At 63.4% G+C, this 20,624-nt stretch carries 20 protein-coding genes and 3 pseudogenes; 11 read left to right on the top strand and 12 right to left on the bottom strand.

Annotated features, from left to right (window positions below; genetic code table 11):
* Nucleotides 1-4: 4 nt before the first annotated feature.
* From lnt to CUR85_RS02220, 6 genes and pseudogenes are all read right to left on the bottom strand, one after another.
* On the bottom strand, nt 5-1,552 hold the full coding sequence (gene lnt / locus CUR85_RS02195; protein WP_280322852.1) for an apolipoprotein N-acyltransferase: 1,548 nt from the start codon (nt 1,550-1,552) through the stop codon (nt 5-7).
* Nucleotides 1,529-2,421, bottom strand: a pseudogene (locus tag CUR85_RS02200) (hemolysin family protein); the annotation flags it as partial. The gene lnt and the pseudogene CUR85_RS02200, both read right to left, overlap by 24 nt.
* Nucleotides 2,422-2,448: 27 nt before the next feature.
* Nucleotides 2,449-2,994 carry an rRNA maturation RNase YbeY gene (gene ybeY, locus CUR85_RS02205; protein WP_394376178.1) on the bottom strand — a complete coding sequence of 182 codons (546 nt, stop codon included), beginning with the start codon at nt 2,992-2,994 and terminating at the stop codon, nt 2,449-2,451.
* Nucleotides 2,969-3,958, bottom strand: coding sequence for a PhoH family protein (locus tag CUR85_RS02210; RefSeq protein ID WP_067261409.1), 990 nt, complete (start codon nt 3,956-3,958; stop codon nt 2,969-2,971). The genes ybeY and CUR85_RS02210 overlap by 26 nt, the downstream gene beginning before the upstream one ends.
* Before the next feature lie 147 nt (nt 3,959-4,105).
* Nucleotides 4,106-4,429, bottom strand: a complete 324-nt coding sequence (locus tag CUR85_RS02215; RefSeq protein ID WP_197470808.1) for a hypothetical protein — start codon at nt 4,427-4,429, stop codon at nt 4,106-4,108.
* Nucleotides 4,430-4,442: 13 nt separating this feature from the next.
* The gene (locus tag CUR85_RS02220; protein ID WP_394376182.1) at nt 4,443-4,985 is read right to left on the bottom strand and encodes an OmpA family protein; all 543 of its coding nucleotides are present in this window, start codon (nt 4,983-4,985) and stop codon (nt 4,443-4,445) included.
* A 522-nt stretch (nt 4,986-5,507) separates the two neighbouring features.
* On the opposite strand from CUR85_RS02220, the gene CUR85_RS02225 reads away from it, so the two are divergent.
* On the top strand, nt 5,508-5,786 hold the full coding sequence (locus tag CUR85_RS02225; RefSeq protein ID WP_276155032.1) for a hypothetical protein: 279 nt from the start codon (nt 5,508-5,510) through the stop codon (nt 5,784-5,786).
* A gap of 55 nt (nt 5,787-5,841) precedes the next feature.
* Here CUR85_RS02225 and miaB read toward each other — a convergent pair whose 3' ends face one another.
* The gene (gene miaB, locus CUR85_RS02230) at nt 5,842-7,146 is read right to left on the bottom strand and encodes a tRNA (N6-isopentenyl adenosine(37)-C2)-methylthiotransferase MiaB (RefSeq protein ID WP_067261470.1); all 1,305 of its coding nucleotides are present in this window, start codon (nt 7,144-7,146) and stop codon (nt 5,842-5,844) included.
* 122 nt (nt 7,147-7,268) lie between these two features.
* Between miaB and CUR85_RS02235 the strand changes: the two are divergent.
* From CUR85_RS02235 to CUR85_RS02250, 4 genes and pseudogenes are all read left to right on the top strand, one after another.
* Nucleotides 7,269-8,137 (top strand): annotated as a pseudogene (locus tag CUR85_RS02235) (hypothetical protein).
* Between the two features lie 331 nt (nt 8,138-8,468).
* Entirely contained in the window at nt 8,469-9,161 is a 693-nt protein-coding gene (locus CUR85_RS02240) for a phosphatidylserine decarboxylase (protein ID WP_067261406.1), read from the top strand.
* Nucleotides 9,162-9,209: 48 nt separating this feature from the next.
* Nucleotides 9,210-9,950, top strand: coding sequence for a CDP-diacylglycerol--serine O-phosphatidyltransferase (pssA, locus tag CUR85_RS02245; protein ID WP_280322853.1), 741 nt, complete (start codon nt 9,210-9,212; stop codon nt 9,948-9,950).
* Between the two features lies 1 nt (nt 9,951).
* Entirely contained in the window at nt 9,952-10,569 is a 618-nt protein-coding gene (locus CUR85_RS02250) for a class I SAM-dependent methyltransferase (RefSeq protein ID WP_067261403.1), read from the top strand.
* Between the two features lie 31 nt (nt 10,570-10,600).
* Here the strand turns inward: CUR85_RS02250 and irrA are convergent.
* A pseudogene (gene irrA / locus CUR85_RS02255) lies at nt 10,601-11,019 on the bottom strand (iron response transcriptional regulator IrrA).
* 162 nt (nt 11,020-11,181) lie between these two features.
* Here irrA and fabA point away from each other — a divergent pair.
* The gene (fabA, locus tag CUR85_RS02260) at nt 11,182-11,691 is read left to right on the top strand and encodes a bifunctional 3-hydroxydecanoyl-ACP dehydratase/trans-2-decenoyl-ACP isomerase (RefSeq protein ID WP_067261401.1); all 510 of its coding nucleotides are present in this window, start codon (nt 11,182-11,184) and stop codon (nt 11,689-11,691) included.
* Between the two features lie 59 nt (nt 11,692-11,750).
* On the opposite strand, the gene CUR85_RS02265 is transcribed toward fabA, so the two are convergent.
* A complete protein-coding gene (locus CUR85_RS02265; protein ID WP_394376179.1) occupies nt 11,751-12,353 on the bottom strand; it encodes an SDR family oxidoreductase in 603 nt (200 codons plus the stop codon).
* A gap of 66 nt (nt 12,354-12,419) precedes the next feature.
* Nucleotides 12,420-13,799: an NAD-dependent succinate-semialdehyde dehydrogenase gene (locus CUR85_RS02270; RefSeq protein WP_067261396.1), complete on the bottom strand. Its 1,380-nt coding sequence runs from the start codon at nt 13,797-13,799 to the stop codon at nt 12,420-12,422.
* Between the two features lie 163 nt (nt 13,800-13,962).
* On the opposite strand from CUR85_RS02270, the gene fabB reads away from it, so the two are divergent.
* Entirely contained in the window at nt 13,963-15,192 is a 1,230-nt protein-coding gene (gene fabB, locus CUR85_RS02275) for a beta-ketoacyl-ACP synthase I (protein ID WP_067261394.1), read from the top strand.
* Between the two features lie 9 nt (nt 15,193-15,201).
* On the top strand, nt 15,202-15,993 hold the full coding sequence (locus CUR85_RS02280) for an enoyl-ACP reductase FabI (protein ID WP_067261392.1): 792 nt from the start codon (nt 15,202-15,204) through the stop codon (nt 15,991-15,993).
* A 185-nt stretch (nt 15,994-16,178) separates the two neighbouring features.
* Here the strand turns inward: CUR85_RS02280 and CUR85_RS02285 are convergent, their stop codons facing one another.
* Both CUR85_RS02285 and CUR85_RS02290 read right to left on the bottom strand, forming a co-directional pair.
* On the bottom strand, nt 16,179-17,303 hold the full coding sequence (locus CUR85_RS02285) for a THUMP domain-containing class I SAM-dependent RNA methyltransferase (protein ID WP_067261390.1): 1,125 nt from the start codon (nt 17,301-17,303) through the stop codon (nt 16,179-16,181).
* A gap of 95 nt (nt 17,304-17,398) precedes the next feature.
* Nucleotides 17,399-17,836 carry an FKBP-type peptidyl-prolyl cis-trans isomerase gene (locus CUR85_RS02290; protein ID WP_067261388.1) on the bottom strand — a complete coding sequence of 146 codons (438 nt, stop codon included), beginning with the start codon at nt 17,834-17,836 and terminating at the stop codon, nt 17,399-17,401.
* Nucleotides 17,837-18,031: 195 nt separating this feature from the next.
* On the opposite strand from CUR85_RS02290, the gene CUR85_RS02295 reads away from it, so the two are divergent.
* From CUR85_RS02295 to CUR85_RS02305, 3 genes are read left to right on the top strand one after another with little or no spacing between them, the layout of a single operon-like run.
* Nucleotides 18,032-18,718: a haloacid dehalogenase type II gene (locus CUR85_RS02295; protein ID WP_067261386.1), complete on the top strand. Its 687-nt coding sequence runs from the start codon at nt 18,032-18,034 to the stop codon at nt 18,716-18,718.
* Nucleotides 18,718-19,539 carry an alpha/beta fold hydrolase gene (locus CUR85_RS02300; protein WP_067261384.1) on the top strand — a complete coding sequence of 274 codons (822 nt, stop codon included), beginning with the start codon at nt 18,718-18,720 and terminating at the stop codon, nt 19,537-19,539. Before CUR85_RS02295 ends, CUR85_RS02300 begins: the two co-directional genes overlap by 1 nt.
* Complete coding sequence (locus CUR85_RS02305) at nt 19,536-20,507, top strand: threonine ammonia-lyase (protein ID WP_067261383.1); 972 nt, start codon at nt 19,536-19,538, stop codon at nt 20,505-20,507. The genes CUR85_RS02300 and CUR85_RS02305 overlap by 4 nt, the downstream gene beginning before the upstream one ends.
* The last annotated feature ends 117 nt before the right edge of the window (nt 20,508-20,624 follow it).

Genomic DNA, 20,624 nt, shown 5'->3' on the forward strand with positions numbered 1-20,624 from the left:
CGGCTTAGACAACCGCTGGTGGATGGTCAATCGGCATTCCCGGGCTGCGACGGCGGGCCACGGCAAGCCCGGCAAGGCAGAGGGTCAGAAGCAGGATCAAAGGCAAATCACCGCTGCGGCTGTAGAGCGTGGGCGCCAGTGGCGCCGGCAGCGGCGCGTCGATGAAGCCTGCGGAATTGAGCGGCAGCGAAGCGATCACCCGCCCCTGCGGGTCAATCATCGCCGAGATCCCGGTATTGGCCGCCCGGGCCATGGGCAACCCCTGCTCGATCGCGCGCATCCGCGCTTGGGCCAGATGCTGGCGCGGGCCTGCGGCCTTGCCGAACCATGCGTCATTGGTGACCTGCATCAGGAAAGCGGGCCGCGCTGGCGCGGCGTTCACGTCATGGGCAAAGACGGCCTCGTAGCAAATCAACGGCAATGCGGCGCCGAGCGGCCCCAGATCCAAAACCTGCGCGCCCGGCCCGCTGGAAAAACCGTTCCCCTCCTGCGCGGCGAGGCCGTGGATCCCGAAACGCGCCATCAGATCGCCCAAAGGCATATATTCGCCAAAGGGCACGAGGTGATGTTTGTCATAAAGCTGATCGACCGCGCCGCCTTCGTCCAACACAACAAGCGAGTTGTAATAGCGCATGTTCGACCGACGCTGCACGCCCAGCACCACCGGCACGTCCGAGGCTGCGCCGATCTCATCCAAGGCGCTCCCCGCCATGTCCAACGACCATGGGATCGCGGTCTCGGGCCAGATCACCAGATCGGGGGCGGCGCCTTTGTCCTGCGGCGCGGCGGCGGTGTAGTCGAGCTGGCGGGAGAAATAGAATTCAAAGGTATCGGGGTTCCACTTGTCGCGTTGCGCGGCATTGGGCTGCACCAAACGCACCACGTTCTCGGTCAGCACCGCGGGCGTCGCTTGCGGGGGCAGCAGCAACAGCAGCACCGTCGAGAAGGCCAACGCCCCCTGCCCCAACCGCAGGCTCAAAGGGCCGCGCAGCAGCAAGATCGCGGCGATGGCGAATAGCCAGAGGTTCAGCGCATAGGGGCCGACCCAAGCAAGGCCCTGCCCCGCCATCACGCCGACCAGTCCTTGAGCGGGCATGGCCCATGGAAAGCCCGTGAAAATATAGGCCCGCAGCAGTTCCACCGCCGCCCAAGTCAGCGCCAGCGCTAGCTCACGCTTCGGCGCGATCCAACGGGCGAGGCCAAAGGCCAGCCCCCAGAACAGCGCCATGCCAGCGGCCAGCAGGATCAGCGCAAAAGGCGCCATCCACCCATGCCGCGCCACATCGACCATGAAGGGCGAGACGATCCACTGCAGCGCATGCAGGAAATAGCCAAAGCCAAAGCCCCAGCCCAAAAGCGCCGCGCGCATTGGCCCGCCAGATTGCGCGCGAAACAGCCAAAACGCCGCCACCAGCCCGGCAAAGAGCAGAATAGGCAGTTCATAAGGCGCTTGCCCGAAGGCTGCGATGGCCCCGGCGAGGGGGCCAGCAGCAACCGGCCCCGCATCGCCAGCCGTTGCCTCATCCCCGGCCCCTTGGGTGCGGACCCGCAACCGTTTGATGCGGCGCGGGTCGGCGTCGATCACCTCGAACTCCGGCCCATCGGGGTGCAAGACCACCTCGCCCCGCGCAGGCACGCGGCCCGACAGCATGAAGACCAAGCCGCCAAGCGTGTCGATCTCTTCTTCGTCGACGGTTTCATGATCGGTCAGGGAATGGCCAATCTCAGCCTCAAAATCCCCAGCGGGGTCTTGGCGAGTGCCAGATAAGTGCCGGGCTTTTCGACCGTCCAATAGGTGCCCTCGTCGACGTCATGTTCGTCTTCGATCTCACCTATGACCTGTTCGATCAGGTCTTCGATGGTCACCAGCCCGTCGACACCGCCATATTCGTCGATCACCAGCGCCATATGCCGCCGCTCGGCCTGCATTTTGGTGAGCAGCACGCCGATGGTCATCGACGGCGGCACATAGACCAAGGGCCGCAGCAGGGTGCGCAGATCGAACTTGGTGTTTTTGCCGTTGAAACCGTGGTTTAGCGCCAGGTCTTTGAGGTGGACCATGCCCACGGGCGTATCGAGCGTGCCATCATAGACCGGCAGGCGGGTCATCCCGCTTTCCTTGAAGACCGAGACCAGCTCATCCAGCGTGGCGCTGACCGGCACGGCGGTGATATCCGCCTTTGGGATCGCCACGTCATCGACCCGCATCCGGCGCAGGTTCATCATGCCATGGCCCGTGGGCCGCTCGGCCTCTGCCGAGGTCTCTGGCGTGTCGTCCTCGCTGTCCGATGGGCTTAGCGCCTCGAACACCCGAGAAAAGAAATTACCGGTGCGCATCGCGCCATCATCCGGCTGCTCATGTCTGTCTTCATCTGTCAGCGCGCTCTGCGCCGCGTCAGATGATCCGTCTGTATCGCCCATTGGGTCCCGTCTGTGTTACAAAGCCCCTCAAGGCCCATTTTCCTTATATGGGTCATCATAACCCATTTTGCCAAGTATTTCGCGCTCCAACCCCTCCATCAACGTCGCGTCGGGGTCATTTTCATGGTCATAGCCCAGAAGATGCAACAGCCCGTGCACGATTAAATGGGTCACATGGGCATCTAATGGCTTCTCCGCCGCCGCGGCTTCGGCGGCGCAGGTCTCGAAAGCCAAGGCGATGTCGCCCAGTTCGAGCATCCCGTCAATGCCGGGGGCGACAGGCAGCGGATCGCCGCCCGGGGTGACCGCGCCGCGTTCCTCCGCAGGCCAGCTCAGCACATTGGTCGCCCGCGCTTTGCCGCGAAAGTCTTCGTTCAGCGCGGCGATGCGGCTGTCGTTGCAGGCCAGCAGGGTCATCTCAGCGGCTTCGGCATCAAGGCCGAGATGGCCCAGAGTAGCCCGCGCCGCGGCATGGGCGCGCGCCTCAAGGTCGACCGCCGCCCAGCGGTCGTCTTCGATCACGATGGCGAAATCTTCCAGCATCACGTCAAGCGGCACCGCTATCGGCCTCATATGCTTCGATAATCGCGGCGACCAGCGGATGGCGCACCACGTCCTTGGACGAGAAGTAGTTGAAGCTGATGCTGGGAATTTGCTTGAGCAAGCGCTCCGCATCCTGAAGCCCCGACTGCACCCCGCGCGGCAGGTCGATCTGGGTTCGGTCGCCGGTGATCACCATGCGAGAGTTCTGCCCCAGCCGGGTCAGGAACATCTTCATCTGCATCGAGGTGGCGTTTTGCGCTTCGTCCAGCACCACGAAAGCGTTCGACAGCGTGCGGCCCCGCATGAAGGCCAGCGGCGCGATCTCGATGCGCTTTTCCTCCAGCAGTTTGGCCAATTGCTTGCTCGGCAAAAAGTCGTTCAGCGCGTCGTAGAGCGGCTGCATATAGGGGTCGACCTTGTCTTTCATGTCGCCCGGCAGGTAGCCCAGCTTCTCGCCCGCCTCGACCGCGGGGCGGCTGAGGATGATCCGATCCACATGGCCGCCGATGAACATCGACACGCCCACGGCGACAGCCAGATAGGTCTTGCCGGTGCCCGCAGGGCCGATGCCAAAAGCCAGTTCGTTGTCGAAGAGCGATTGCACATAGGCTTTCTGCGCATCGGTGCGCGGCTCCACCCGTTTTTTGCGGGTCTGGATCTCGATCGCGTCCGAGATCGGCATCTCCAACTGGTCGCCCTGACGCACGCCGGTGCCCGCGCCGGAGTTGCCCATGCGCAGCAGCCCGTCCACATCCGCAGGTTCAACCGCGCGGCCACTTTCCAGCCGGACATAGAGTGCATTGAGCAGGCTCTCGGCCTTCTCAACAGCCTCGCCCTCGCCCAGAATTTGCAAGTGGTTGCCACGCCTTATGATCTGCACCTCAAGCGATTTTTCGATGGCCGCCAGATGCGCGTCATAGGCGCCGCAGAGGTCGATCAAAAGGCGGTTGTCGGGAAATTCCACCACCCGTTCGGCCGCGGTTTCCGGTGTCATCAGATCAGTTGAAGGCAATGCGCGTATCCTTTGTGAAGCACTAAATGTTGAAATAGTCAGACCAGATCGATTTACCAACCCGTCGCGACAAAAAGGGCCGAAGCGCAACGCGCTCCGGCCCGGGGTCTGTGATATGGCCCGCCAAGGTCAGTTCGGGTCTTTGATGTTGGAGCCACCCTTGAAGTGGCCCGCGGTATGTGTCGGTGGCGCCACGCCCGAGCAGACCGGCTTGCCGAATTTATCGAGCCGCGCCGAAAGATAGCCCTCGACCCCGTCGTCGATGATCCAGTGGTCGCAACCGTTGGGATCGACCCAGATGCCCGCCTGAAGGTTGCTCAGGTGCTTTTTGTCGATGCCCCGGTCAAAGGTCTTGTCCGAAGGGTAGCCCCGGCCCAGACCGCCTTCGTAATCGGTACAGGCCGAAAGGCCGACGGCACAGGCTGTGACCATGAGAAGTTTCGTCTTAATCACTTTTACGGTCCCTTCAGCGAATGCAGATGATTTCGACACGGCGGTTCTTGGCCATGTTCGCAGCGGAATTGTTCGGCACGGCGGGCATCCGTTCGCCATAGCCCCGCACATCGGCGATCTTGGCACCCACTTGATTGGCGATGCGCGCCACGGCATTGGCCCGGTTGTAGGACAGGCGCATGTTATAGGCGTCCGACGCGCGGCTGTCGGTATGGCCGGTGATGATGTAGGACACCGCCCCGGTCGATTGGAAGAAGTTCGCCAGACGCGCACGACCTTGCGGCGAGATGCTGTATTTGTCGGTGGCAAAGAACTGATCCGCCTCCATCACGCCGCAGACATCGCCGCGGCGGCACACCGGAATGCCCTGCCGGGTGACATGGGGGGTCATATAGCCCTCGGCCCCGTCATCCATAACCCAATGTTCACAGCCATCCGGGTCGACCCAGATGGTCGGCGTGTAAACGCCCTTGTCACGGCCCTGTTGCGAGGGTGTCTGCGCATCGACCGAGGTGCTGGCCACGGTCAGCGCCGCTGCCATCGTCAGGCTGGCCATGGCGCGCAGTGCTTTGGAAATAGTGGGTCCCACAGCGTTTGTCCTATTCTAATTTCTGGTTCTTATCTTTGGCAAATGCGACCCCTCCCCGGACCCGCGCCTTTTGAGTATAGGGTCAGGTTAGGTAAAAACGGTCTCGCTGTGAAGCTGTGAAATCAACATTTTGTGGCCGAACCTTAGCGGCTTACAACGAATCCGCCGCGGGGTAGCGGCAAAAGGGCTTCGGAGCGCGGCCATTTCACCCTGCCCCGATCCGCCGAAAACGGGCCATTGAAGACGGCTTGGCGACAATCCCACGCAAGCACCTGGGATTGTTCGCAAACACCGGCCCCTGCCATTGAATCTTCTTGAAAACCGCACCTTTAGACCTAAACCTCTTTCCATCGGATCGCGAGGGTGGGACTTCGCGCGGCTTTGCCGATCTTGATTGCTGCAATGAGAACTGGGGGACCAACTTATGATGAGAACGCTACTCGCCACCGCCGTCACCGGCCTGCTTGCCCTGCCCGCTTTCGCGGGGGTGTGAAATACGCCTATCACAACCAAGGTGTGGCCCATCCCACGGGCAATGTGATCCACGTCAGCTGCTACCGTGGCCCGTGGAACGACGTGATCTGGGACCGGCCAAACTCGGTCTTCGTGGATAGCCTCGTGGCCGTGGGCTATGACTTTGCCACCGCCCATGCCGTGGCAGAACGGGTCTGCCGGGATCACACACTCGTCGGCAACCCCGAGGGGCTGAAAGCGACGATGAAGCGGATCTTTGCGGATGCCGCATCGCACCGCAAACACAACTACTGACAAGCCAAGGGTGCGCGGCGACGCGCACCCGTTGCAGACCCTTTGGGGCTGCGGATCAGACCAGAACGGCGGCCAGAGAGTTCGTCTTGGCCTCGGTCACCCGCACGCGCTGGATGTCACCGATCTGCGCTGTGCTATCCTCGATATGCACCGCATGCAGATACTCCGACTTGCCCAGCATCTGACCGGGTAGACGGCCCTTCTTCTCAACCAGAACCGAGACTTCGCGCCCCACCATCGACTGCTGGATTTCCTGCTGGTGCTGGGTGATCAGCCCTTGCAGACGCTGCAACCGGTCATCGGCCACGGCTGGATCGACCAGCGGACGTTCGGCGGCCGGCGTGCCGGGGCGGGTCGAGTATTTGAAGGAATAGGCATAGCCGTAGCGCACCTGCCGGACGAGCTCCATCGTGGCCTCGAAATCCGCTTCGGTTTCTTCCGGGAAGCCGACGATGAAATCACCCGACAGCACGATGTCGGGCCGTGCTTCGCGGATGCGCTCGAGCAGCTTGAGGTAGCTCTCGGCGGTGTGGCTGCGGTTCATCCGTTTCAGGATATGGTCGCTGCCCGACTGCACCGGCAGATGCAGATAGGGCATCAGTTCGGGCACCTCGCCATGGGCCGCGATCAGGTCATCGCCCATGTCGTTGGGGTGGCTGGTGGTGTAGCGGATACGCTCCAGCCCGTCGATCTTGGCCAGCGCACGGATCAACCCGGCGAGCGTCATGCCGCCGTGGTAGGCGTTGACGTTCTGACCCAGCAAGGTGACCTCGCGCACGCCGCGCTCGACCAGATCGCGCGCCTCGTCCAACACCTTCTCGGCGGGGCGGGAGACTTCGGCGCCGCGGGTATAGGGCACCACGCAGAAGGCGCAGAACTTGTCGCAGCCCTCTTGCACGGTCAGGAAGGCGGCGGGGGCGCGTTTCGCCTTGGGGCGGCCCTTGAGGTGGTCGAATTTGTCTTCCGCCGGGAAATCGGTGTCGAGCGCGCTTTGCCCGCCCTGCACCTTCGCCTCCATCTCGGGCAGACGGTGGTAGCTTTGCGGGCCAACCACCAGATCGACGGCAGGCTGGCGGCGCATGATCTCTTCGCCCTCGGCTTGGGCCACACAGCCCGCCACGCCGATCTTCAGATCGGGCCGCGCGTCTTTCAGCGGTTTCAGACGGCCCAGTTCGGAATAGACCTTCTCCGCCGCCTTCTCGCGAATGTGGCAGGTGTTGAGCAGGATCATATCCGCGTCATCGGCGCGGTCGGTGGTGACATAGCCTTGCCCGCCCAGGCTCTCGGCCATGCGTTCGCTGTCATAGACGTTCATCTGGCAACCATAGGTCTTGATGAACAGCTTTTTCGGTTGGGTCATGGCGGGCATCCAAGGGTTTTGACGGATTTCGGGCAGATGGCGTCGTCTAACAGCGGTGGCCGCGTCTTGCAATGCACCCGGAATTGGCCGACTTTACCGGCGGCAAATTCCAGCGGGGGCCTATGCGGTATCGCGATCTCGACCAGCTTATCCAAGAGGGCCGCACGGCGTTGAACACAGGCCCTATCGCCATGATCTTGGTCGAGGATAAGGTTGAGGTCGACACCACCCTGCGTCACCACCAACAGGCGGGGTTCGACAGCGTCGTGGCGCTGATGCCCCCGGTTTCGACCTGCCCCGCGACTTAGAGGAAAGCGTGCTGCGGGTCGACTATGACGCCACCGCCGAAGCCGCGTTGGAGCGGGCAGTGAACCGCATGATCGCGGCGGTGCCGGGGCAATGGATTTATTACTGCTACAACGCCGAATATCTGTTCCACCCCTTCAGCGAGACACGCAACGTCAAGGAATTGCTGGCCTTTCATAGCGAAGAGCGGCGCGATGCCATGCTGGGCTATGTGGTGGACCTCTATGCGCTGGACCTTAAGCAATACCCCGATGCCGTTTCACTCGATCAGGCGCATTTGGACCGATCGGGCTATTACGCGCTGGCGCGCAAGGATGCGGCCCGGCAGGGGCACCCCAAGGAACGGCAGCTTGATTTCTTTGGCGGGCTGCGCTGGCGGTTCGAGGAACATGTGCCGCTGCAAAGCCGCAAGATCGACCGTATTCCGCTGTTTCGCGCCAAACCGGGGCTGAAGCTGCGCGGCGACCACACGCTCAACGACGAGGAATACAACACCTACGCCTGCGAGTGGCATCACAACGTCACGGCGGCGATCTGCTCGTTCCGCACGGCCAAGGCGCTGAAGCGCAATCCCGGCAGCCGCTATGACATCCCCACATTCCAATGGCACAACTCCGAACCGTTCGAGTGGCATTCCCGGCAGTTGATGGATCTGGGTTTGATGGAGCCGGGGCAGTGGTTTTGACAGGCTCCCCCTTTTAACTGACCCGCCCGGTGGCACACCGGGCATCGCCCTCCCTCCCCCCGGAGGGCGATCTTGCAACGTTTCGGTGGACGGGCCAGTCAGGGTCCAGAATGACTGTCCCTACATCACGCAAGCGCTCATCGCCCCCCAGGGAGGGCGACACCCTCAGCGCATGGCGGCTAACATTTTCGATGCCCGGACAAGACGCCGCCGGTATCCGCTACCCTCACCGTTCAGCCCGCAACCGCCCAAAACCCGCGCCCGTCCAAAACCTCCTTGCACTCACCTGCCATGCACCTATGACGGAAGACAGCCTGAACGGGAGGGTCCGATGGCCGTCAACTTGCTCGATACATTCATCAAACCGATGCACCGCGAGGGCATCAAATTCGTGGCGATCTTCGCCGCTGTCACGCTGGTGCTCTTTGCCATCGAAGAAGTCCTCGGCTGGATCGGCGTCGGCCTGACGATCTGGTGCTACTACTTCTTCCGCGACCCCGAGCGCGTCACCCCCGACCGGCCCGACCTGATCGTCAGCCCTGCCGACGGAATCGTCTCACTCATCGAGCCTGCGGTGCCGCCCGCCGAACTGGGGATGCCGGATGTGCCGCTGACCCGCGTCAGCGTCTTCATGAGCGTCTTTAACTGCCACATCAACCGCGCCCCCGTCGCGGGCAAGGTGCAGGCCGTGGCCTACCGGCCGGGCAAGTTCTTCAACGCCTCGCTCGACAAGGCCAGCGCCGACAATGAGCGCAACAGCCTGTGCATCCGCATGGGCGACGGGCGCGACATTGCCGTGGTGCAGATCGCGGGCCTTGTGGCGCGGCGCATCGTCTGTTTCGTGAAATCCGGCGACGGGCTTGAGGCCGGCGAACGCTTCGGCTTGATCCGCTTCGGCTCGCGGCTAGATGTTTACCTGCCCGAAGGCGTCGACCCGATGGTGCGCATCGGGCAGACCATGGTCGCCGGGGAAACCGTGCTGGCCGAGTTGAAACAGCCGGTCATAGAGACCGCCCCGCTTTAGGAAAGACCCCATGCGCCCCCTTCTGAAAAGACCGGCGCAGACCTTGCGCTGATCCAGCTTCTGCCCAATGCGCTGACGATCACCGCGATTTGCGCAGGGCTTTCGGCGATCCGCTTTGGGGTGCAGGGCAACTACGTGCTGGCGGTGCAGCTGATCCTTTTGGCCTGCGTGCTGGATGGGTTGGACGGGCGGCTTGCGCGGCTCTTGCGGTCTTCCAGCCCGATGGGGGCGGAATTGGACTCGCTGGCCGATTTTTTGAACTTCGGCGTGGCCCCGCCGCTGATCCTCTATTTCTGGGCGCTGCAAGACATGCGCAGCGCGGCTTGGATTTCCGTGCTCGTCTACGCGGTCTGCTGCGTGGTGCGGCTGGCGCGGTTCAACGTCAACGACAAGGCCGAAGCCGCCAAGGCCAAGAACGGCGATGCGGTGGGCGAATCCGGCTCCTTCTTCACCGGCATCCCCTCACCCGCAGGCGCGCTTTTGGTGCTCTTGCCGATGACCCTGTCCTTTGCCTTTCACAACCGGCCCATTCTGCCGGATTGGATGATCTGCCTGCATATGGTGCTGATCGGTTTTCTGATGATCAGCCGCATCCCCACATGGTCTTTCAAAACCACCAAAGTCTCCCGACGTCATGTGAAATACCTGCTGGTAGGCGTGGCAATTTTCGCCGCCGCCCTGGCCACCTACGCTTGGACCACGCTCGTCGTGCTCTGCTTGGCCTATATCGGCATGGTGATCTGGGGGCTTTTGAGAGCACGGAAAACGAGTTTAACCAAAAGGAATTGAAATGGACATCAAGGCGGTCGAGACATCCTATGCCCGTTGGGCACCGATCTACGACAAGACCTTCGGCGCGCTGACCAGCGGCGGTCGCCGCCATGTCGTGGCCCATATCAACAAGGGCAGCGGCTCTGTCCTCGAAGTGGGGGTCGGCACCGGCCTGTCCCTGCCCCACTACGCGCCGCATCTCTCCGTCACGGGCATCGATTTCAGCGATGAAATGCTTGCCAAGGCCCGCCAGCGCGTCACCCGCGAAGGGCTGCAACATGTAGCTGACCTGCGCCAGATGGACGCGCGCGACCTCGACTTCCCCGATGCCAGTTTCGACACGATCGCCGCGATGCATGTGCTGTCCGTGGTGCCCGAGCCAGAGCGGGTGATGGAGGAAATCGCCCGCGTGCTGAAACCCGGCGGTCAGGTGGTCATCGCCAACCATTTCATGCGCACCACGGGGCTGCTGGGCTTTCTGGAAAAAGTCTCGGCCCCCTTTGCGAATACGCTCGGCTGGCATTCGGATTTCGAGATGGAAACCGTGCTGCAACAAGATGCGCTGGAGGTCGAGGACGAACGCGCCCTGCCGCCAATGGGCATGATGACCTTCCTGGTGTTGCGAAAACGCGGCTGATCACGCAGGCGGCAGGGCCTGCCCCGCCGGTTCAGGTCTTCCGGCGCAGCCGGATCACCACATCGACCGAGGCAATCTCGGCCCCTCGGGCGCGTCGGGAAGCTGCGCGATCACCAACTCTTCCGAGGGCGCATCGGTCAGCTTGCTGTCGTCTTCCCAAAAGAAATGCGGGTGATCGTGGGTGTTGGTGTCGAAATAGCTTTTCGAGCCATCCACGGTCACCTCCTGCAACAGCCCCGCATCGCAGAACGCCCGCAGCGTGTTGTAGACCGTGGCCAGCGACACGGCCTCGCCCTGCCCCTTCGCAGCCTCGAACAGGCTTTCGGCGGTGACGTGACGGTCTTGCCCATCGCCTACCAGAAGACTTGCCAGCGTGACACGTTGGCGCGTGGGGCGCAGCCCGGCCTGAGCCAACCAGCGCGTTCCGACCTCTTGTACCTCTGCGGACATCAGTTCCCTGCCTTTCAGGGTCATATAAAGGAGGAAATCCCCGGTTTTCAATTGAAAACCTCGCACCAATCGTCGCAGCGTCCCTGCCGCGCCCTTGCGGCACGCGGCGGCGGGTGCTAAACGGGGCCGGATGTTATAACAGAGCAGCAGGAGAGCCGCAGGATGGCCGACTACCCCACGAGTTTCGACAAGGAAGATCTGCTGAAATGCGCCCGCGGCGAGCTTTTTGGCCCCGGCAACGCACAGCTTCCCGCCCCGCCGATGCTCATGATGGACCGGATCACCGATGTCTCGGCCGATGGCGGCGCCCATGGCAAGGGCCATATCACCGCCGAGTTCGACATCACCCCGGACCTGTGGTTCTTTGAGTGCCACTTCCCCGGCAATCCGATCATGCCCGGCTGCCTCGGCCTCGACGGTCTGTGGCAGCTCACCGGCTTCAACCTCGGCTGGCGCGGCTGGCAGGGGCGCGGCTATGCGCTTGGCGTGGGCGAGGTGAAGCTCACCGGCATGGTGCGTCCGGACCGCAAGATGCTGACCTATAAGATTGATTTCACCAAGGCGATCCAAACCCGCCGCCTGACCATGGGCGTGGCCGACGGCATCGTCGAAGCCGATGGTGAGGTGATCTATCAGGTGAAAGACATGAAAGTCGCCCTTAGCGAGAGCTGAAGCGCTGCGACTTTACGGATATGAAAAGGGGGCCACACGGCCCCCTTTGGCATTGTCGCTCAAAGCGTCTGCATTTCCTGAACCTTACCGTCATGACGCCCGGTCACTGCGGCCTCGGCCAGCACGGCTGCCACATCGGCACGATGCGCCTCGCCCTTCTGATCGACACCCTCGCCCAGATTGACCGCATTGGTCTTGGGGTCATCGGTCAGCGCCACGGGCCGCAGGATCGAATGGGTCAGGCCAGAGGCTTGCAGATGTTCATCCGCCGCCTGTTTCGCCTTGAGGTAATGGGTCATCTCATGATCCTCCGGCGGGTTGTCAGCGCCCACGGAACTCAGCATTACAAAGCGGTCGACCTCGGCCTCGCGGGCCAGATCGACCAGACGCTGCGCGCCTTCGCGGTCGACCTTCTCAGTCATCTCCGGCCCCGTGCTGCCGCCCGACCCGGCGGCGAAAACAACGGCGTCGACACCGTCGCACACGCCCGTTTGCAGGTTGGTCAGATCGCCTTTCCGCTCTTCGGTGCCCTCGGGCAGAACAGAGGTATCGGAGCCGTCGCGCACCAGTGCGATGGGCTCGGCCCCGCGGTCTTTCAATTCACTGACGAGCAGACGCCCGGTTTTGCCGGTCGCACCGGCGACAAGTACTTTCATGGTCATATGGAACCTCTCCGAATTTAGTTTGATACGGGCGAGCGGCATTTCGCGCCGCCCGCCCTTTGCCGGTTACGACGGCAGGAAAATCGACTTGGCGTTGACGAACTCTTTCATGCCAAAGCCGCCGTGTTCGCGCCCATAGCCGGAATTCTTCACCCCGCCGAAGGGCATATTCGGATCGGCGGCGCCAAAGTTGTTGATCCGCACCATGCCGGTGTCGAACTCATCCCGCGCAAGGCGCAGGGCGTGTTCTTCATCCGTGCAGAAGATGCCGCCGCCCAGACCATAGCGGCTGTCATTGGCAATGCGCATCGCGTCTTCGTCATCCTTCGCCCGGATGATCGAGGCGACGGGGCCGAAGATCTCATCGTCATAGGCTGGCATGCCCGGCTTGACCTCGGCCAGTACGGTTGCGGGATAATAGGCACCCGTGCGGTCGGGCACTTCGCCACCGCAGAGCACCTTGGCCCCCTTCTCAACACTCTCTTTCACCTGATCGCGGACGGATTCGAACTGCTCTTGGCTCGACAGCGGCCCGAGCTTGGTGTCTTCGTCCATCGGATCGCCCATCGGGATCGCCTTCATCGCATCGACATAGGCGCTCACGAAAGCGTCGTAATTCTTCTCGGTCACAATGAAACGCTTGGCCGAGACGCAGGTCTGGCCGTTGTTATAAAGCCGCCCCATGGTCGAGAATTTCACCGCCGTTTCGATATCGGCGTCGTCCAGCACGAGATAGGCGTCGTTCGAGCCCAGTTCGAGCACGGATTTCTTCAGATGTTTCGCGGCCTCGGACCCGATATGGCTGCCCGCGCTGTCAGAGCCGGTCATGGTCACGCCGCGCACCAGCTTATGGCCGATCAGCTTGTCGGAGGTATCGTGGTCGATGATGATAACGTTAAACAGGTCTTTGGGCAGGCCCGCTTCTTCGCAAAGCTCTTTCAAACGCAAGCCGCTGCCGGTGCAGATTTCCGCGTGTTTCAGGACGCAGCCGTTGCCGGTCATCAGGTTCGCGGCCAGCACGCGCACGGGCTGGTAGAGGGGGAAGTTCCACGGCTGGATCTGATAGATCACGCCGATGGGCTGATAGGTCACCACACCGCGCTTCTTGCCGCCGGCGTGTTTGCGCTCTTCGTCCTTCAGCATTTCGGGGCCGTTCTCGGCGGTGTATTCAAAGATCTGCGCGCAGAGTTCGACCTCGGTCAGCCCGTCTTTGTAGAGCTTGCCGACCTCTCGGGTCATCAATTCCGACAGGCTTTCCTTATTCTCGCGCAGCTTCTCGGCGATCTTTTTCAGATAGGGCGCGCGTTCTTCATGGGTCAGCTTGCGCCATTCCTTGAACGCCTCATGCGTGGCCTCGACCGCTTGGGTCGCTTCGGTTTCGGACATCACGTCATAGGTGTCGAGCACCTCTTCAGTGGCGGGATTTACCGTATTGATCTTGGGCATTCTAATCTCCTTTATGTCTCGTGAAGCCAACACCGCCTGCCATTGCCCCGTTCCATCACAGAACCTTGACCGCGACCTTCGCGCGCAGAGGATCGGCAAACCGCTTGCGCCGTATGGGCGTGCTGGCATACACCGGGGCTGCCAAAACAAAGGAGTGCTGCGCATGCGCCGCGTCGTCGTCACAGGGTTGGGGATTGTCTCATCCATCGGAAACAACGCCGAAGAAGTGCTCGAAGCACTGAAAAACGGCACCTCCGGGATCGAAGCCAGCCCGGAGATGGCCGAACACGGGTTCCGCAGCCGCGTCGCCGGGACGCTGAAGATCAATCTGGCCGATCACATCGACAAGCGGACCTTGCGTTTCATGGGGCCGGGCGCGGGCTATGCCTATGTCGCCATGGATCAGGCGATCAAGGATGCGGGCCTCGACGAGGCGCAGATCAGCAATCCGCGCACCGGTCTGGTGGCAGGCTCCGGCGGGCCGTCGACCTCCGCCATGTTCGCCGCGCATAACATCGTGAAGGACACCGGGGCCACCAAGCGCATCGGGCCCTTCGCCGTGCCCAAGTGCATGTCTTCGACCGTCAGTGCGAACCTTTCGACCGCCTTCAAGATCAAGGGCATCAACTATTCCATCACCTCGGCCTGCTCCACCTCGCTACATTGCATCGGCAACGCGGCCGAGCAGATCATGCTGGGCAAGCAGGACGTGATGTTTGCCGGCGGCGGCGAGGAGTTGGACTGGACGCTCAGCTGCCTCTTCGACGCGATGGGGGCGATGTCCTCGAAGTACAACGACGCGCCCGAGACGGCGAGCCGCGCCTTCGACGCGGACCGCGACGGTTTCGTGATCTCCGGCGGCGGCGGCATGCTGGTGCTGGAAGACCTCGACCACGCGCTGGCGCGCGGTGCGAAAATCTACGCCGAGGTGACCGGCTATGCCGCCACCAGCGACGGCCATGACATGGTCGCCCCTTCCGGCGAGGGCGGCGAGCGCGCCATGCGACTGGCGCTGGAGACCCTGCCCGAGGGCCGCAAGGTTGGCTACATCAACGCCCATGGCACCTCGACCCCGGTGGGCGATGTGGGCGAGATCGAGGCCGTGCGCCGCGTCTTCGGTCAGGGCAACACCCCGCCTGTCAGCTCCACCAAGTCGATGACTGGCCATGCACAAGGCGCTGCCGGCGCGCTGGAGGCGATCTTCTCGCTCCTGATGCTCGACAACGATTTCATCGCCAAGTCAATCAACGTGCAGAACCTCGACCCCGCGCTCGATCCGTCCGAGATCGCGCTGGAGCGGGTCGACAACGCGGGTCTCGACTCGGTGATGACGAACTCCTTCGGGTTCGGCGGCACCAACGGGTCGATGATCCTGTCGAAGTACCAAGGCTGAGGGTTGGGCATGTCTGGATTGCTTGCAGGAAAACGCGGCCTCGTCATGGGTGTGGCCAATGAACGCTCCATCGCCTGGGGCATCGCCAAGGCGATGGCCGAGGCCGGGGCGGAACTGGCCTTTACCTATCAGGGCGAGGCCTTTGGCAAGCGGCTGGAGCCGCTGGCGCAGAGCGTCGGCTCGGACTTCATGGTCGATGTGGACGTGACCGACGATGCCTCGCTCGACCGCGCCTTCGAGGAGCTGGGCGCGCGTTGGCCCACCATCGACTTCGTCGTGCATGCCATTGCTTTCTCGGACAAATCCGAACTGACGGGGCGGTTCTTGAACACCAGCCGGGCGAACTTCAAAAACTCGATGGACATCTCGGCCTATTCCTTCATCGACGTGGCGCGCCGCGCGCATCCGCTGATGGTCGAGAACGGCGGCACGCTGATGACGCTGACCTACATGGGGTCGAACCGGGTGACGCCGAACTACAACGTGATGGGCGTGGCCAAGGCGGCGCTGGAAAGTGCGACGCGTTATCTGGCGAATGATCTGGGGCCGGAAGGCATCCGCGTGAACGCGATTTCGCCGGGGCCGATGAAGACGCTGGCAGGGGCAGCCATCGGCGGGGCGCGCAAGACCTACAAGCACACGGATCAGAACGCGCCGCTGCGCTCGAACGCGACGCTCGAGGCTGTGGGCGGCACGGCGGTCTATCTGGCATCCGACGCAGGCGCCTGCACGACGGGTGAGATCATCCGCGTGGATGGTGGTTTCCACGTGCTGGGGATGCCGCAGGCGGAGCATCTTTAACGAAGCACGAGGGCCATCGCCTGCCCGCGGGTGGGCGCTGGCAACGGCTGGACCTTGCCACTTTATGGTTCAGCCGTGACGTGACTTCGCCAAGTCGCGTCCAGCCTCACCAAATCGCCTACCCGTCCGGGCGGGCAGGCGATGGCCCGGCGCCTGCGGCTTGATTCCGGGCCAAGTGGCAGCCTCTACCGCAACGCCTCGGTCTGCCAGAGCCAAATCTTCATCCCGCCATGCGCAATCGCCGGCCCCTGCCCCTTCCAAGGCAGCCCGGTCGCCTTCGCAAGCGGCGGCTCCGAGGTCACGAGCCCGACACGCCAGCCACGGAACCGCGCCTTCAGCGTCTCGCCCAGCGTCCCGTAGAGCGGATAAAGCAACTTCTTGTTCCCGATCCGCCCGCCGTAGGGCGGGTTCACAATCACCAGCCCCGGCGGGCCTTCGGGCGGCTGCACCTCCCCTGCCCCGTGGCAGGCGAAGTGACACCACGCCCCCACCCCGGCACGGTCGGCATTGGCCGTGCTCATGCGGATCGCGCCCGCGTCCCGGTCAGAGCCGTGGAACCGCACAGCAGGCTCGACCTCCGCCCCGGCAGCGCGCATCTCTTCCCACGCCCCGGCATCGAAACTCGCCAGATCCTCGAAGGCGAAGCGCCGCGAGCGCCCGGGCTTCAACCCCGCCGCGATCTCGGCGGCCTCGATCAGGAACGTCCCCGAGCCGCACATCGGGTCGACCACCGGCTCACCCGGCACATAGCCGCAAGACCGCAGCATCAGTGCCGCCATGTTCTCGCGCATCGGCGCCTTGCCCACGGCCTCCTTGTGGCCGCGCTTGTGCAGCGCCTCGCCGGAGGTATCGAGGCTGAAGGTCACCTGATTGTCGTGAATGCGCACCTTCAGCACCAGCGCGGCCTCGGCATCGACAGTGATGCCATGTCTCTCGCGCAGCGCCGTCTCCACCCGCTGGGCTGCCGCCCCGGCATGGTAGATCTTCGAGGCCTTGGTTGTCACCTGTACCTTCACCGGCACATCGGCCCGCAGCACGTCGCCGAAGGGAAACTTGCGGCAGCGTTTGTCCAACTGCGCCAGATGGAAGGCCATGAAACCGCCGATCCGCGCCAGCACCCGTGCGGCGCCGCGCAGCTCCAGATTGGCGCGCCAGACCTCGGGCCAGCCGCCCTGAACGGTCACGCCACCGGGCTGGGCCTGCGCTGCTGCAAAACCTTTTTCCTGCGCTTCGGCGCAGAGCAAATCCTCAAGCCCGGGCGGGCAGACAAGGAAAATCTCGAATGTATCTGGGGTATCTGGGGTATCCATGGCCCCTGCATAAGCGCCAATGCGCGGGCGTGCGAGGGGAAAAGACGCCGGAGACGTCTTTGGGGCGGGCCGGGGGAAGCCCCCGGCCACCGATATCAGGCCGCCGGAGCGATCTTGACCAGTTCGATGTCGAACTGCAGGTCTTTGCCCGCCAGCGGGTGGTTGGCGTCGAGCGTGACGGTGGTCTCGTCAACCTCAACCACGGTCACCGGCAGCGCCTGACCTTCGGGCGTCTGCATCTGCAGCTGCGTGCCGGGATCGAGCGGGATGTCCGCCGGGATGCCCTCGCGCGGCACGGCCTGCCGCATCTCGGGATTCACGGGGCCGTAGGCCTCTTCGCTGGGCACTTGAACGACCTTCTTGTCGCCCTCGGTCATGCCGGGCAGCGCGCTGTCGAGGCCGGGGATGATCTGGCCCGAGCCCACAACGAACTCCAGCGGGTCACGGCCCTCGGAGCTGTCGAATGTGGTGCCGTCTTTCAACGTGCCGGTATAGTGAATCTGTACTGTGTCGCCGGATTTGACCTCAGCCATCGGGTGTCTCCAATCTGTAGGGGGAAAAAGGGAAGGAGGCCGCGTATCTGCGCGGGTGCTCCAAATTCCGCGACAGCATGAAGATTGTGACCCCGAGAGTAAACCCCCCGTCCGGGTCGATCGCGGAATTCGCCCCTTTTCGCCGCCGCGCCTGCGTGCCACTCTGCCGCGACACGGAAAGGGAGAGCCTGTCAGATGCCCATCACCACCTGCGTTTTCGACGCCTATGGAACCCTCTTCGACGTGGCCGCCGCCGCCCGTGAGGCCGCAGCCGAACCCGCTTTTGCCGCCATCGCCGAGACTTGGCCGGAACTGGCAGAACACTGGCGCCTCAAGCAGTTGCAGTATTCATGGCTGCGGGCGGTGACCGGGGCGCATGACGATTTCTGGCAAGTCACCCAAGAGGGGCTGGATTGGACGCTGGAGAAGATGAACCTCGCCGATGACCCCGCCTTACGCGCACGCCTGCTGGCGCTTTACTGGGAGCTTCGCGCCTATGACGAGGTGCCCGCCATGCTGCGCGCGCTGAAAGACGGGGGCCTGAACACTGCGATCCTGTCCAACGGCGCCCCCGCGATGCTGGACGGGGCGGTGCAATCGGCGGGAATCGGTGAACTTTTGGATGTCTCGCTTTCGGTCGAAAGCGTCGGCGTCTTCAAACCGCATGCGTCGGTCTATGACCTTGTCGGAGAACACTTCCGTTGTGCCAAGGACGAGGTGCTGTTCGTGTCCTCCAACGGCTGGGATGCGGCGGCGGCAACGGGCTATGGGTTCACCACCGCATGGGTGAACCGGGGCGGCGATCCGGTGGACCGGCTGCCGTGGAAACCCGCGCATCAGTTGCGCGAGCTGAGCGGCATTCCCGCATTGGCGGGGCTCTGATGCCGCGTTTCACCACCTCCGACGGGCTGTCGCTGCATTACACGGATGAGGGCAGTGGCTTGCCGATCCTTTGCCTTGCCGGTCTCACCCGCACCGGCGTGGATTTCGACTACCTCGCCCCGCATTTGGCCGACCACCGGCTGATCCGCATGGACTACCGCGGGCGGGGCCACTCGGATTTCGACGCGAATTGGCGGAATTACACGCTCTCGGTGGAATGCCGCGACGTGTTGGAATTGCTGGCGCATCTGGATTTGGAACAGGTCGCCCTCATCGGCACCTCGCGTGGCGGGCTGAATGCCATGGCGCTGGCGATGATCGCTCATGATCACCTTTCGGGCGTGGCGCTGAATGACGTGGGCCCCGCGCTTGACCCCAAGGGCGTTGAATTCATCATGGGCTATCTGGGCCGCAACCCCGCCGCCAAAACCTATGAAGAAGCCGCCGCCGCCATGGCCCGCGCCTTCCCCGAGTTTCACGGCGTGCCCGAGAGCCGCTGGCTTGAGGAGGTCAAACGTCACTACAGGGCGACCGACGATGGGCTGAAAATCACCTATGATCCGCATCTGCGCGATGCCGTGGCCGCCGCAGGCCAGCAGGCTGTTGACCTGTGGCCGTTCTTCGATGCGCTGCAAGGGTTGCCGCTGGTCACGATCCGCGGAGCCAATTCCACCCTGTTCAGCCGCGAGACGCTGATGCAAATGCAGGCCCGCCGCCCCGATATGATCGTGGCCGACGTGCCGGACCGCGGCCATGTGCCCTTTCTCGACGAACCCCAAGCGCTTGCCGCGCTGCACGAATGGATAGGACAAATCAAATGAACATCGACATGATCCGCGCCGCCGCCGACCGCGCCAAGGGCCATGTGCGGCGCACGCCGCTCTTGAACTCCCCCTTTCTGGACGAGATTGCGGGCCGCCGGGTCTGGGTCAAACCCGAATGTTTGCAGCATACCGGCAGCTTCAAGTTCCGCGGGGCGTGGTCGGCCCTGTCGGCCCTGCCGAGCGCGCAGCGCGCCAAGGGTGTCATCGCCTATTCCAGCGGCAACCATGCCCAAGGCGTGGCGCTGACGGCCAAGATGCACGGCGCGCCTGCCGTGATCGTCATGCCCGAAGACAGCCCGCGGCTGAAAATCGCCAACACCCGCGCCTATGGCGCCGAGGTGGTGCTCTATGACCGCGCGAATGAGAGCCGCGAGGAGATCGGCGCCGGTTTGGCCGAGGAACGCGGGCTCACGCTGATCAAACCCTATGACGAGCCGCAGGTGATCGCCGGGCAAGGCACCACGGGGCTGGAAATCGCACAGCAGGCCGCCGAGGCCGGGATCGAAGAGGCCCAGGTGATCGTCTGCTGCGGCGGCGGTGGACTGACCTCCGGCATCGCGCTGGCGCTGGAGGCCGAGGCGCCGGGGTTCCGCGTGCGCCCGGCGGAGCCCGAGGGTTTCGACGATGCGGCCCGGTCACTGGTTTCCGGCCAGATCGAGCGGAATGCGAAGGCGCTCGGCTCGATCTGCGACGCCATCGTGACGCCTGCGCCGGGGGAGCTGACCTTTCCGATCATGCAGCGGTTGGTGGGGCCGGGGCTGGTGGTGAGCGACGATGAGGCGTTGCAGGCGATGGGGCATGCGTTCAACCGGTTGAAGGTTGTGGCTGAGCCGGGCGGTGCCGTGGCGCTTGCCGCGGCGCTGTTCCGGGGCGGAGAGATTGAAGGGGACGATGTGATCGTCACCATCTCCGGCGGGAACGTTGATGCGGATATGTTCGCCCACGCGCTGCAGACGCTGGGGTAGCGATTAGGGCAGCGCCGGCCCGCGGGGTGGTGCTGAAAGCGCCGCCCCAGGGGGGCGGGTCGGCGCTGCCCGGCCTACGGCCGGGCGGGGCATTTCTGAAGCCGAGACGCTTTGACC

Origin of the sequence: Sulfitobacter faviae, assembly GCF_029870955.1 — a bacterium.
Taxonomy (GTDB): Bacteria; Pseudomonadota; Alphaproteobacteria; order Rhodobacterales; family Rhodobacteraceae; genus Sulfitobacter; species Sulfitobacter faviae.

Coding starts and splice junctions, on each gene's coding strand:
- CUR85_RS02290 (WP_067261388.1), bottom strand. CDS start 17,836: ATGGCTGAGGTCAAATCCGGCGACACAGTACAGATTCACTATACCGGC.
- CUR85_RS02285 (WP_067261390.1), bottom strand. CDS start 17,303: ATGGATACCCCAGATACCCCAGATACATTCGAGATTTTCCTTGTCTGC.
- CUR85_RS02305 (WP_067261383.1), top strand. CDS start 19,536: ATGAACATCGACATGATCCGCGCCGCCGCCGACCGCGCCAAGGGCCAT.
- CUR85_RS02295 (WP_067261386.1), top strand. CDS start 18,032: ATGCCCATCACCACCTGCGTTTTCGACGCCTATGGAACCCTCTTCGAC.
- CUR85_RS02220 (WP_394376182.1), bottom strand. CDS start 4,985: ATGGCCAGCCTGACGATGGCAGCGGCGCTGACCGTGGCCAGCACCTCG.
- CUR85_RS02300 (WP_067261384.1), top strand. CDS start 18,718: ATGCCGCGTTTCACCACCTCCGACGGGCTGTCGCTGCATTACACGGAT.
- CUR85_RS02240 (WP_067261406.1), top strand. CDS start 8,469: ATGGCCGTCAACTTGCTCGATACATTCATCAAACCGATGCACCGCGAG.
- CUR85_RS02280 (WP_067261392.1), top strand. CDS start 15,202: ATGTCTGGATTGCTTGCAGGAAAACGCGGCCTCGTCATGGGTGTGGCC.
- miaB (WP_067261470.1), bottom strand. CDS start 7,146: ATGACCCAACCGAAAAAGCTGTTCATCAAGACCTATGGTTGCCAGATG.
- CUR85_RS02210 (WP_067261409.1), bottom strand. CDS start 3,958: ATGACACCGGAAACCGCGGCCGAACGGGTGGTGGAATTTCCCGACAAC.
- fabA (WP_067261401.1), top strand. CDS start 11,182: ATGGCCGACTACCCCACGAGTTTCGACAAGGAAGATCTGCTGAAATGC.
- CUR85_RS02265 (WP_394376179.1), bottom strand. CDS start 12,353: ATGACCATGAAAGTACTTGTCGCCGGTGCGACCGGCAAAACCGGGCGT.
- ybeY (WP_394376178.1), bottom strand. CDS start 2,994: ATGAGGCCGATAGCGGTGCCGCTTGACGTGATGCTGGAAGATTTCGCC.
- CUR85_RS02270 (WP_067261396.1), bottom strand. CDS start 13,799: ATGCCCAAGATCAATACGGTAAATCCCGCCACTGAAGAGGTGCTCGAC.
- CUR85_RS02250 (WP_067261403.1), top strand. CDS start 9,952: ATGGACATCAAGGCGGTCGAGACATCCTATGCCCGTTGGGCACCGATC.
- fabB (WP_067261394.1), top strand. CDS start 13,963: ATGCGCCGCGTCGTCGTCACAGGGTTGGGGATTGTCTCATCCATCGGA.